Genomic DNA, 12,657 nt, shown 5'->3' with positions numbered 1-12,657 from the left:
CCCCGAGGGGGCAGGGGGCGCTACAGAATGAACCGGCTGAGGTCGGCGTTCTTCGCCAGGTCGCCGACCTTTTCGCGCACGGCGTCGCCGTCGAAGGTCAGGGTCTGGCCGCCCAGGTCCGAGGCCTTGAACGACGTTTCCTCCAGCACCCGCTCGATCACGGTCACCAGACGCCGTGCGCCAATGTTCTCGACCGCTCCGTTCGCAGCCACGGCCGCATCGGCCAGAGCCTCGACGGCGTCGGGGGTAAAGGTCAGGGTCACGTTCTCGGTCGCCAGCAGGGCCTGGTTCTGACGGATCAGGTTGGCCTCGGGTTCGGTCAGGATGCGCACGAAGTCGTCACGGGTGAGGGCCTTCAGTTCGACGCGGATCGGCAGGCGGCCTTGAAGCTCGGGCAGCAGGTCGCTCGGCTTGGCGACGTGGAAGGCTCCGGAGGCGATGAACAGGACGTGGTCGGACTTCACCGGCCCGTATTTGGTCGAGACCGTCGTGCCCTCGATCAGGGGCAGCAGGTCGCGCTGGACGCCTTCGCGCGACACATCGGCGCCGCCGCGGTCCTGCCGACCAGCGACCTTGTCGATCTCGTCGATGAAGACGATGCCTTCGTTCTCGGCCAGCAGAAGTGCTTCCCGGGTCAGGCTGTCCTGGTCCAGCAGCTTGTCGCTTTCCTCGGCCAGGAGCGGCGTCACGGCGTCCTTGACCGTGGTCTTGACCGTCTTGGTGCGCCCGCCGCCCAGCTTGCCCAGCATGTCCGACAGGTTGAGCAGGCCCACATTGGCCCCGCCGACGTCCAGCCCCTGGATCGGAGGGGCGGTGTCGGCCAGTTCGATGTCGATCTCCTTGTCGTCCATCTCGCCGGCGCGGAGCTTCCTGCGGAAGGCGTCGCGCGTCGCGGGCTGTGAGCCCGGCCCGACCAGGGCGTCCAGGATTCGGTCCTCGGCGGCGGCCTCGGCCTTGGCGCGGACCCCGGCGCGGCGGGTATCGCGGACCATGACCAGGGCCGCCTCGACCAGGTCGCGCATGATCTGGTCGACGTCGCGACCGACGTAGCCGACCTCGGTGAATTTGGTCGCCTCCACCTTCAGGAAGGGACTGCCTGACAGGCGGGCCAGGCGTCTCGCGATCTCGGTCTTGCCGACGCCGGTCGGGCCGATCATCAGGATGTTCTTGGGCGTGACCTCGTCGCGCAGGTCGTCGGGGACGCGCTTCCTGCGCCAGCGGTTCCTCAGGGCCACGGCGACGGCGCGTTTGGCGTCGTGCTGGCCCACGATGAAGCGGTCGAGTTCGGAGACGATTTCGCGAGGGGAGAGGTCGGTCATTGGCGTGACATAGGGGGTCGTTGCGGGTTTTGGGAGAGCGCGGTGAAAACCCGGCTCATCACAGCGAACACAGCGTAGGCACAGCGGGCACGGCGAGATCGATCGACACAGAGGACGGCTTCGCCGTCTGGGTCTGTTATGCCGTGATCGCCGTGAACTCGCCGTGTTCGCTGTGATGAACCTTCACTGGTTCGAACACATCAACCGCCAGGATCCGGGATGATCTGGGCGAAGACCAGCATCCAGCCCATCAGGCGCTTCTGCCAAAAGTGGACGTAGTAGCCGGCGCCTGGCGTGGCGTCGCCGGTCCAGAGGGCGCGGCCGTAGGTCCAGACCATGTCGCCGGCCTCCGACGATCCGCCGCCGAACGGGGGGCTGAGCTCGAGCCTGCGTGGCCAGGCGTCGAGCGCGGCGGGAAAGGCCTCGGCGCCGATGGCCGGCGGCAGAGGCGCGACATGGACGCGTGCATCGGGGGCCAACAGCGCGCTATGCGCCTGTTTCTGATCGCGCAGGGCGCCCGCCGCCAGCACCGCCTCCACCGTGCGAACCTCCGACATGGCCGCGTCGGGGCTCGGCGCGCCGAGGACGGACGTGGCCAAGAGCATGGGCTCGGTCTCGGGACCCGGGACGCCGGTCGAGGACGCGTCGGTTCCGCCGTCGTAGATCCACTTCCACCCGCCGTCGGTCTGTCGCTTCCAGATCGTGAAATAGTGGCCGGTGCGGCCGCCCCCGACGGCGACGGCCCCGGTGGTGAAGCCTAGATCGCCCGACTTCGAGATTCCGGCCCAGTTCGGGCACCAGGTCAGCGACGGCGCAGCCGGATCGAGGGCGGCGTTCGCGTCGAAAATGTCGTGCGCCCGCTGAGGCGCCCCGCCCGCGATCATGATCGCGTCCTCGGTCGACCATTTCAGAAACGCGGCGTCGACGCCCATCGCCAGGGCGTCGGCCGCGAAGGCGCGCTCGGCCGCCACGATGTGCGAGGCCTCTGCGGGCTGAGCCGCCGCGGGACGAACAAGCGTCAGCAACAGCATGGCGACAAGGACAAGACGAGGCATGGGAACTCCAGCCTCCAGTCATGCCGCGATCAGGATGGATGTCCCGTTAAATCGTGCCGCATTCCGGCTGTCCGGCCTGACGGTTCCTGATCGCTCCCCCTGAGCACGCCGCCGTCCGTGGCATGAACGAGCGGGAGCTAGAGCCGCTCCACCGTCAGATTGCCGTTGGTGTAGACACAGATGTCAGCCGCGATCGCCATCGCCCGGCGAGCGACGGCTTCGGCGTCCATGTCGGTGTTGTCGATCAGGGCGCGCGCGGCGGCGAGCGCATAGTTGCCGCCGGAGCCGACGGCGGCCACGCCGTATTCGGGCTCCAGCACGTCGCCGACGCCGGTGACGGTGAAGATCGCGTCCTTGTCGGCCACCAGCAGCATGGCCTCAAGACGCCGCAGGTAGCGGTCGGTACGCCAGTCCTTGGCCAGGTCGACGCAGGCGCGCGCCAGCTGATCCGGATACTGTTCCAGCTTGGCCTCGAGCCTTTCGATCAGGGTGAAGGCGTCGGCCGTGGCCCCGGCGAAGCCGGCCAGCACCTTGCCACCGGCCAAGGTCCGCACCTTGCGCGCCGCGCCCTTGACGATGGTCGGACCCATCGAGACCTGGCCGTCACCGGCGATGACGGTTCGCCCGTCCTTGCGCACCGCCAGAATGGTGGTGCCGTGCCAGTCGGGAAAGTTGGATTGGGTGCTGCTCATCCCGATCAGATGGCGACCGAAATGCGGCGGGGCAAGACGAAAGCTTTGCAAAAACAACGTTCCGCATTAGCCATATTTTGACCCATGTAACGCGTTACAAAGGCACAATCAGGTCGAGAAACCGGTGTTTTTAGGGGTAAACCTTGCTCTATCGCGTTATCATCGCCGCCGAAACCGTCGGGTCGACGGGCGTTTCGACTCTTTCCATCGCCCAGATTCTCGGCGTGTCGGAACGCAACAATCGGCGCGACGACCTCACCACCGGGGTGATGTTCCTGGACGGCTGGTGCCTCCAGGGCATCGAGGGCCGTCGGGCCGACATCGACCGTCTGCTGAGGCGCATGGGGGAAGACCGTCGCCTCAGGAATATGCGCGTCCTGACCGACAAGCCGATCACGGAGCGCTCGTTCACCGCAGCGATGACCCTTTGCGACGATCCTCGCGGCGCTCTGGCCGCCGTCCATCTGGCCGATCTGGCCGAGATCACCGCCAACCACGCCGAACGCATCGTCGAGCTGCAGTACGCGGCGTGACGCCGGAGCTCGTCGCGCCTAATTGAGGCGGATGAGTTTCTCCCCCGAAGAGGTCGAGCGCTACGCCCGCCACCTGGTCCTGGCCGAAGTCGGCGGGCCGGGTCAGCAGAGGCTGAAGGCCGCGACTGTGGTCATCATCGGTGCGGGCGGCGTGGGTTCGCCCGCCGCCCTCTATCTGGCGGCGGCAGGCGTCGGGACCCTGCGGATCATCGACGGCGACACCGTCTCCCTGTCCAACCTCCAGCGTCAGATCCTGTTCGACACCGGCGACCTCGATCGTCCCAAGGTCGAGGCGGCGGCCGGGCGGCTGGAGGCCATCAACCCTCATGTGCGCGTCGAGGCGCTGGATCATCCGTTGACGGCGGAGAACGCCGCGTCGGTCATCGCCGGGGCGGATGTCGTGCTGGACGGGACGGACGACTTCGAGACGCGGCATCGGGTGAATGCGGCCTGCGTCGCGGCGGGCGTGCCGCTGGTGTCCGGGGCGCTGGGTCGCTGGACCGGTCAGGTCGCGGTGTTCGCGGGGCGGCCCTGCTACCATTGCCTCGTGCCCGATATCCCGCCGGATGCTGAGACCTGCGCCCGCGTCGGCGTGGTCGGGGCGCTGGCCGGGGTGATCGGGGCGATGGCGGCGCTGGAGGCGATCAAGCTGATCACCGGCGCGGGCGAGCCCCTGACCGGGCGGTTGATGCTGTACGATGGTCTAAAGGCGACCAGCCGGGTCGTGACCGTCACGGCCGATCCGGACTGTCCGGTGTGCGGTTACGCCTGACTGACACCGTGAACCCCGGCCTTCCCGGGATGCACGGATGAAAAAAGGGGCGCACGATCGGCTCGTACGCCCCTTCTCCAAAGCCCTAAGACCTGCTCCCTAAGCGCTTACTCCGGACGCGCGCGCTTCTTGCGGAACGACGGGTTCAGGATCTGCTTGCGCAGACGGATCGACTTGGGCGTGACCTCGACCAGCTCGTCGTCGCCGATGTAGGCGATGGCCTGTTCCAGCGACATCTGGCGCGGCGGGGTCAGGCGAACGGCCTCGTCCTTGCCGGAGGCGCGGACGTTGGTCAGTTGCTTGCCCTTGATCGGGTTGACGTCGAGGTCGTCCCAGCGGGCGTTCTCGCCGATGATCATGCCCTCATAGGTCTTCTCGCCGGCGCCGACGAACATGATGCCGCGGTCCTCGAGGTTCCACAGGGCGAAGGCGGCGGTGTCGCCGTCGGAGTTGGAGACCAGCACGCCCTTCAGACGGCCGGCGATCTCGCCCTTGTAGCCTTCGTAGTGGCTGAAGACGCGGTTGAGCACGCCCGAACCGCGGGTGTCGGTCAGGAACTCACCCTGGTAGCCGATCAGCGAACGCGACGGGCATTTGAGCTGGATGCGGGTCTTGCCGGCGCCCGACGGACCCATGTCGGTCATCTCGGCCTTACGCGCCGACAGCTTCTCGATGACGATGCCCGAGAACTCGTCGTCGACGTCGATCATGACGTCTTCGATCGGCTCCAGCTTCTCGCCGTTCTCGCCGGTCTGGAAGACCACGCGGGGACGCGAGATCGAAACCTCGAAGCCTTCGCGGCGCATGTTCTCGATCAGAACGCCGAGCTGCAGTTCGCCACGGCCGGCGACTTCGTAGGCGTCGCCGCCTTCGGTGGTCGTGACGCGGATGGCGACGTTGGCTTCGGCTTCCTTCAGCAGACGGTCACGGATGACGCGCGACTGGACCTTGTCGCCTTCGCGGCCGGCCAGAGGGCTGTCGTTGACCGAGACGGTCATGGAGATGGTCGGCGGATCGATCGGCTGGGCGGGCAGGGCGTCGGTGACTTCCATGGCGCACAGGGTGTCGGCCACGGTCGCCTTGGACATGCCGGCGATGGCGACGATGTCGCCCGCTTCCGAACCCTCGTCCAGGGCCGTGCGCTTCAGGCCGCGGAAGGCCAGGACCTTGGTGATCCGGCCGCGCTCGATTTCCTTGCCGTCACGGTCCAGGGCGTGGATCGCCATGCCGGGAACGGCCTTGCCGCTCTCGATACGGCCGGTCAGCAGACGGCCCAGGAAGGGATCGGACTCGATCAGCACGTTCAGGATCTGGAACGGCTTGTCCTTGTTGGCCTGAACCTTGGGCGGCGGGACGTGGTCGACGATCAGGTCGAACAGCGGGGCCAGGTTGTCGTTGGGCTGGTTCAGATCCATCGTCGCCCAGCCGTTGCGGCCCGAGGCGTAGATGTGGGGGAAGTCCAGCTGCTCGTCCGTCGCGCCGATGGCGGCGAACAGGTCGAAGGTTTCGTTGTGGACGCGGTCGGGATCGGCGTGGGCGCGGTCGACCTTGTTGATGCAGAGGATCGGACGCAGGCCCATCTTCAGGGCCTTGGTCAGCACGAACTTGGTCTGGGGCATGACGCCCTCTTCGGCGTCCACCAGGATGACGCAGCCATCCACCATGCCCAGGATGCGCTCGACCTCGCCGCCGAAGTCGGCGTGGCCGGGGGTGTCGATGATGTTGATGCGGGTTTCGCCGGCCTTGCCGTTCCAGAGCACGGAGGTGCACTTGGCCAGGATGGTGATGCCGCGCTCCTTCTCCTGATCGTTGGAGTCCATGGCGCGCTCGGTCGTCGCCTCATTGGCTCGGAACACGCCCGACTGGGCCAGGAGTTGGTCGACCAGGGTCGTCTTGCCGTGGTCAACGTGGGCGATGATGGCGACGTTGCGAAGGTTCATTCTGTTTCAATGCGAATAGGCGGCCGACAGGATGCGGGGGCCGCTCGTTAGGGCGTCATGCGGGGAGCGCGCGCCTCATACAGGCTGGACGCGCGAAAGGCCATAGCGACCCAAGATGGCGACGGTTTGACAATGCGATGCTCGCTGACCGCCGTTCGGGGCGACCGCGAGCCCGTCATTCCGGATCGACGCGGCGTCCGGGACGACAGGGACCGGAGACTAGACCTTCGCCGACCGGCTGCGTACCCAGGCGTAGAGGGCGACGACGAGGACGGCGAAGGCTATGATGGCCGCCGTCATGGCCGGGAAGGTCGAACCCTCGGGCAGCATGGCGAAGGGCGCGTCATTGCCGGTGCCGACGATGACCCCGGCCGTCATGACCAGGAACAGGCTCTCGCCCACGATCAGACCCGAGGCCAACAGGACGCCCATGCGACGGCCGACGTCGGCGAAGCGGGTCGTCTTGATCGCGCGGTCGTAGACCCAACCCGCGATCGCCCCGATGACCAGCATGGTGGTCACGGCGGCCGGCAGATAGAAGCCGATGCCGACGGCGAGGGGAGGCAACTTCACCTTGCCCTTGGTCGAGGCGTTCAGGACCATGTCCAGAACGATGACGACCACGCCGATCACCGCACCGACGCCGATCAGGTCCCAGCGCAGGTCGCCGCCGATGACGCCGCGCGCCAGGGCCGAGATCAGGGTGGCCTGAGGGGCAGCGAGGGGCTCGTCGGCGATGCCCTTGGGCCCGCCCTCGAAGCCGAAGGCCTGGTTCAGAAGGTTCAGGATCAGGGGAATGACGATGGCGCCGGCGACCACGCCGACCATCAGGGCGGCTTGCTGGCGCCAAGGCGTGGCCTCGACCAGCTGGCCGGTCTTGAGGTCCTGCAGGTTGTCGTTGGCGATGACGGCGACGGCGAAGACCACCGCCGTGACGATCAGGGCGAAGGCCACGACCGACGGATCTGCGGGCAGGCCGGCGAGGGCCAGGACGCCCAGCATCAGGACCGAGGCGATGACGATGGCCAGGATGCCGACGCCCGACACCGGGCTGTTCGACGAGCCGATCAGACCGGCCATGTAGCCGCAGATGGCGGCCACCGCGAAACCGATGAAGACGACGTAGATCAGGCCGCCCGCGACCAGCAGGGCCGTCGACCCGGCCAGGGTCGGGTTGCCCTGCGCGAACCAGGCCAGGATGCCGCCGATGCCGATCAGGCAGGCGACCGACAGACCGGCGACGATATTGATCGGGATGTCCTGTTCGGTGCGGTCCAGGACCTCGCCGGAGTTGCGGCGGGCGTTGGCGGACAGGGCGGAGGTCAGCCCGCCGATCAGCGGACCGGCCAGCTTGATCAGGGTCCAGATGGCGGCGACACCGATGACGCCCGCCCCCATGAAGCGGACCTCGTTCCTCCACACGGTGACGGCGAGTTCCTCGGCCGAGGCACCGACGGGGAGGGTGGAGGCGATGGAAGCGACGCCGTGCGACGCCAGCCAGGCCACGAAGTCGGGAGAGGTCATGATCGGCACGAAGATGAACCAGGCGACGATCAGGCCGAACAACTGGGCCAGACCCACGGTCAGGCCGATCAGGTGACCGGCGCCGAGCAGGGCGAACTGCAGACCGAAGCCCATGCCGGTCGCCCCGCCGCCCAGCGACGCGGGCAGTTTGACGAACCTGGCCGCTTCCGCCGCGAACACCCGGCCGGCCACGAGCAGGGCGTAACCCGCCGAGACGATCGCGCCGACGACGACGACCATCAGCCCGGCCTTGTTCTCGCGCACGGCGCTTTCGGTCTGTTCGGCGCCGCGCGAACCGACGGTCAGGACCTCGGCGGCGGCGACGCCCTCGGGGTAGGGCAGCTGGGCCTCGACGACGAGGGCGCGGCGCAGCGGGATCGAGAAGGTGACGCCCAGGATGCCGCCGAACACGCAGATCAGCACCGATTCCCAGAACGGGAACTCCAGCCACCAGCCGACCATAACCAGGCCCGGCAGGACGAAGATGATCGAGCTCATGGCCCCGCCGACCGAGGCGACGGTCTGGACGGTCATGTTCTCCCAGATGGTGGAGGTCTTGAAGGCCCTGAGGATGGCCATGGAGATGACCGCCGCCGGAATGGCCGAGGCAAAGGTCAGTCCGACCTTCAGGCCCAGATAGGTGTTGGCCGCAGTGAAGACGACCGCCAGCAGACAGCCCAGGATCAGGGCGCGGATCGTGAGTTCGACGCGCTTCTTGGGCGCGGCGGCGGGCGTATCGGTCATCAGGCGGTCCCCTCGAAGAACCGCAGACCTAATCCCGAAACGGCGCCGCTAGCAACAAGGAGGCGGAAAGCCTCCGTCCGCTCATCCCCGCGAAGGCGGGGACCCAGTTCTGTCGGCGATCATCGGCACCGGTCATGCTCTGACGGCAGTCCCAAGCACTGTGCGTCACAAAAACACTGGGTCCCCGCTTTCGCGGGGATGAGCGGAAATCAGGTCAGCGCTGAACCCACTGGCCCGAGGCGTTGCGGTACCACTGGCCCGAGGAAATACGCGGCAGAAGCTGGGCCTCGAACATCCGGGCGGCGGCGACCTCGGTGGAGGTGCCGACATCGGCGGCTGAGGCGGCGTAGACCTGGCGACGGGCGCTGTTGGTCACGTTGACGGCGGTCTGCAGCGCCGGATCGGCCGTGGTGCGGATGCCCAGGTAGCCATCGGCCTGCTCGCCGACGACGCCTTGCGCCTTGGCCGCGTCGATCAGCGACTTCTGGGCGGGGGTCTGAGCGAAGGTGGCTCCGGCGGCGACGCCCAGAGCCACGACGGCGGCGCCCAGAACGAACAGCTTGCGGAAGGTCATGGCGGGGGTTTTTTCCATCAGAAGAGATTGGGGTTTTCGGCGAGCAGGTTCTGCAGTTCCTGATCCAGCCGCACGCGCACGTCGGCGTCGAGCTTTGCGTAGATCTGGATCGGCGCGACCTCCAGCCGGATCGTCGGGGTGCAGGCGCCCAGCATGGCGGACGCCGCAAGGGCCAACAGTCCGAGGTGGACGGCGCGGGAGGATGGTGGGGTCATCGGGTGGTCTCCGGGGTCTTCAACGCTCTCACTGGCACAGGGGATGCGCCCTGTCGCGTGAACGGGCTCTGAACGGTCAAGGCTGTTCCTCTTCAGCTTGGGGATCGGGATCGCCGTTGCGCGCTCGATTGACGGCCAGGAGGTCCGAGACCAGCTGGTTCAGGTTCAGGGTCGTATCCAGCGTCAGGTCGATGCCCGTTCCGGATGGAAGGAGCAGGGTCCGGTTCAGGAACTCGCGGCTGATCAACTCGGCCAGGGTCAGGCGCAGCTCCTGACGCTGAGGCGGGTCATGGCGGCCGACGATATGGAAGCGAACACCGAGGCGGCCTCCGTCGGCACTGTCCACGTCGGCGGTCAGGGTCTCGAAGGCCAGGTTCTCCATCGCCTGATAGGCCAGGTCCTCGACCGTATTGGGCGGCACCTCGCCGCCGCCGCCGGCCTGCAGGTCCGACAGGGCCTCGCGCGCGATCGACAGACGTCCCGGCTGGGCGGCGTAGAGGGTTCCGCCCACGATCCGCACGCCCGTCTCCGGATCGGAGGTGAACGGCAGGCGGCCCGACACCACGGCGTCCAGCTTGACCCGGTCGCCGAAGCCGGAGCCCGCGATCAGGTCGCCGAGTTGCACCCGGTCCAGCACGATGACGCCCGAGAAGGGCCGTTGGTCCAGGGGCACGGAGAAGGGCTCGACGCTGACCGTCCCGCCCGCCGCCTGGATGTCTCCGCCCGCGACCATCAGCGCCGCCTTGTCGAGCGAGAAGGTGACGTCCAGGTCGGTGAAGTCGTCGATCGATTCCAGCGTCGCGATGCGCAGGGTCTGGTCCGGGGCGGTGGTCAGGGGGGCGAGGTTGGTGAACTCGATCGTGCCCGACAGGCCCTTTACAGCGCCCGCCGGGCTGGTGAAGTCGAGGCCCGGGATGACGAGGCGGCCCGAGCTGGTCCCGGCGTTCGGGTCGTTGTTCCAGTTCAGGCGGCCGTTGAACGAGGCCGAACCGGTCGCGGGTGACTGGACGAAGTCGGCGGCCAGCGGGCTGAGGTCGGCTGGCTGGAGGCCGTCTTCGGCGAAGACCAGCGACGGAGCGTCGATGACGATGCCGCCCTCTCCGGTCAGGCCGTTGTGGGCCAGGGTCAGCTGACCGAGCACGATGTCGTTGCGGGCCAGGTCGAAGACGCCGCTCCATTGTTCGTCGGCCAGTCGCGCCGTGCCTGAAGCGGTCAGCGGGTTGAACCGGCGCGGGCGGGTGGCGTCCTCGACATTGGCCGAGGCGATGGTCGCTTCCAGCCCGAGACCGGCTTTCGAGCCGGTGGCGAACGCCGTGCCCTGGATCGCGTCGAAGGTCATGGCCAGGAAGGGGGCCGAGGCCTTCACATCGGTGAGCCGCCCGCCCGCGCGCCAGCGGCCGTCCTGCGAGACCACCAGCGGTCCGCCCGAAGCGCAAAGGCCGCCGGACAGGTCCATGACGTCGTTGGCGTCCAGCTCCAGCCGCTCGGCCGTGAAGGTCAGGCAGTCGGAGGCGGTGTAGGTCAGGCGTCCGGCATTGGTGGCCAAGACGCCTCGCGTCCGCACGTTCAGGCCACGCGCCAGACCGAAGTCGAGGGACGCTCGCCCGTCCAGCGTGGCCTCGAACCCTCCGGCGGTCAGTCTCCAGTTCGGGACGGCGAAGGTCGCCTCGGGCAGGCCCTGGCCGCGTGAGGCGACGACGTTCAGCGCGCCGCCCCCCCGCTCGCCCGGCCGGGCGGCGAAGATCGGCGTGGCCACCGGATTGATCGTCAGGGCGCCGCCGTTGGCGGGGGTCAGTCGCGCGGCCCGGGGCAGGGTCAGCGCCATCCCGGCTTCGCCGCTGGTCAGGCGCAGGGCCGGAACGTCGAGCGCGAAGGTGCCGAGCGCCCGCTTCATCTCCGCCAGCTCCGGCACGTCGTCGTTGGTGATCGGCCCGAACAGCGGCCACGCCCCACGCGTCGAAGCCAGCGACCCGGTCAGAATCAGCGCGTCACGACGCCCCGAGGCGAAGTCGAGATCGAACCGTCCGGTGGTCTGGTCTAGTCGCAGGGTGTCGAAGGCCGCGCGCGCCAGTCGGGCCTGAAGCGCGCCGCTCGCCTCGATGCCGCCGCCGGTGCCGCTCAGCGCCAGGCGGGAGGAGGTCAGGTTCGCATCGGTCAGGATCAGGTCGCCGGCGCGGCCGGACGCGGCGGTCAGTCGGGCCGGACCTTCCACGCTCCAGTCGAAGCCGTCGGTCCGGCGCAGCAAGGCCACCCTGGCCTGCGTCGCGGAGACATCCGCCGACCGGGCGCTCAGGCCGGGCGCGGTGAGGCTCGCGGCCCGCAGCCGCGTCGTCGCCGCCCCGTTGAAGACCAGGGTCTCGATCCAGCCGCTGGTCTGTCCGTTCGCCGCCAGGGTCAGAACCGCCCCGGTCGCCGACGCCTGCCCCACCGCCAGCCGGTCGCCGGACAGGGCCAGGTCGACGACAGCCCGGCCATCGCCGCGCCGCGTCTTGAAGTCGGGGTAGGGCAGGTCGGCGGTCCCCGACAGACGCGCGCCGTCCCCGTCCAGACCCGGCGCCGCAAAGGCCTCGGCGCCCAGATCGACCCGCACCGCCACCCGGTCGCCGGTGGTGGTCAGGTCCAGCGATCCGCGCAGCCCGCGGGCTTCGATCTCTCCGCTCTTCAAGGCGGCGGCTGGCATCCTGGCCGCCAGACGCATCAGCTTGCCGTCGTCCACCCGCGCATCGGCCAGCAGGGACAGGGGGCCGTATTCGGTATCGAGCCTGAGGCGGCCGGTCTCGACGATGACGACGGGGCCTCGACTGTCGGGACGCGGCGGCTGACCGGTGAATTCCTCGATCAGCGGATCGAGCGATCCGAACGACAGCCTGCCGTCCTTCCAGATCGCCCGCGCCACGGGTCGCACCAGCCGGATACGGCTGGGCGTCACACCCAGGCCGGTCGAGGACCAGGGCAGACCCAGGGCATAATCGACCTCGACCCGCTCGATGGTCACATCGGGATTGCGTTCGTCGCCGATGCGGACGCGGCCGACGAAGCCGTTCAGCTCCAGTCGTTCGATCTCGACATCGGCCTCTATCCCGCGCTGGTCCAGCCAGCCGACCAGGACTTCGCGCGCGGCCGCCCGACGGTTCAGCCAAGTGAGCGCAACAACCAGCGACAGCAGGACGAGCGCGACGCCCAGACCGACGCCGGCGATCCGCAACAGGCGGCGCCCGGCCCCGCGACCTTTCTCGGCTGCGGTCGCGCTCACGCCTTCACCCCGTCGCCGTGCCGGATCTGGACCGCT

10 protein-coding genes are annotated in these 12,657 nt (G+C 68.4%); 2 read left to right on the top strand and 8 right to left on the bottom strand.

All coding sequences use genetic code 11. The features are described 5' to 3' along the window. Positions 1–20: 20 nt before the first annotated feature. The 3 genes from hslU to hslV form a co-directional block, all read right to left on the bottom strand. Entirely contained in the window at positions 21–1,319 is a 1,299-nt protein-coding gene (hslU, locus tag ACW171_RS10915) for an ATP-dependent protease ATPase subunit HslU (protein WP_492093216.1), read from the bottom strand. 200 nt (positions 1,320–1,519) lie between these two features. Then, positions 1,520–2,374, bottom strand: a complete 855-nt coding sequence (locus tag ACW171_RS10910) for a DUF4440 domain-containing protein (protein WP_492093215.1) — start codon at positions 2,372–2,374, stop codon at positions 1,520–1,522. A 137-nt stretch (positions 2,375–2,511) separates the two neighbouring features. Further along, positions 2,512–3,066: an ATP-dependent protease subunit HslV gene (gene hslV / locus ACW171_RS10905; protein ID WP_492093213.1), complete on the bottom strand. Its 555-nt coding sequence runs from the start codon at positions 3,064–3,066 to the stop codon at positions 2,512–2,514. A 143-nt stretch (positions 3,067–3,209) separates the two neighbouring features. Between hslV and ACW171_RS10900 the strand changes: the two genes are divergently transcribed. Then, positions 3,210–3,599, top strand: a complete 390-nt coding sequence (locus ACW171_RS10900; RefSeq protein WP_492093212.1) for a BLUF domain-containing protein — start codon at positions 3,210–3,212, stop codon at positions 3,597–3,599. A 31-nt stretch (positions 3,600–3,630) separates the two neighbouring features. After that, entirely contained in the window at positions 3,631–4,371 is a 741-nt protein-coding gene (locus ACW171_RS10895) for a HesA/MoeB/ThiF family protein (protein ID WP_492093211.1), read from the top strand. Positions 4,372–4,478: 107 nt separating this feature from the next. Here the strand turns inward: ACW171_RS10895 and typA are convergent, their stop codons facing one another. The 5 genes from typA to ACW171_RS10870 form a co-directional block, all read right to left on the bottom strand. Next, positions 4,479–6,311, bottom strand: coding sequence for a translational GTPase TypA (gene typA / locus ACW171_RS10890; RefSeq protein WP_492093209.1), 1,833 nt, complete (start codon positions 6,309–6,311; stop codon positions 4,479–4,481). A 219-nt stretch (positions 6,312–6,530) separates the two neighbouring features. Next, entirely contained in the window at positions 6,531–8,579 is a 2,049-nt protein-coding gene (locus tag ACW171_RS10885) for an OPT family oligopeptide transporter (RefSeq protein ID WP_492093208.1), read from the bottom strand. Positions 8,580–8,793: 214 nt separating this feature from the next. After that, positions 8,794–9,171, bottom strand: coding sequence for a YdbL family probable chaperone protein (locus ACW171_RS10880; protein ID WP_492093207.1), 378 nt, complete (start codon positions 9,169–9,171; stop codon positions 8,794–8,796). Then, positions 9,171–9,368, bottom strand: a complete 198-nt coding sequence (locus ACW171_RS10875; RefSeq protein WP_492093206.1) for a YnbE family lipoprotein — start codon at positions 9,366–9,368, stop codon at positions 9,171–9,173. Before ACW171_RS10875 ends, ACW171_RS10880 begins: the two co-directional genes overlap by 1 nt. 76 nt (positions 9,369–9,444) lie before the next feature. Further along, positions 9,445–12,621: an intermembrane phospholipid transport protein YdbH family protein gene (locus ACW171_RS10870; protein ID WP_492093204.1), complete on the bottom strand. Its 3,177-nt coding sequence runs from the start codon at positions 12,619–12,621 to the stop codon at positions 9,445–9,447. Positions 12,622–12,657 lie beyond the last annotated feature (36 nt).

Source organism: Brevundimonas sp. FV1ye28 (assembly GCF_058681135.1).
This window is presented reverse-complemented; position numbering and strand designations above follow the sequence as displayed.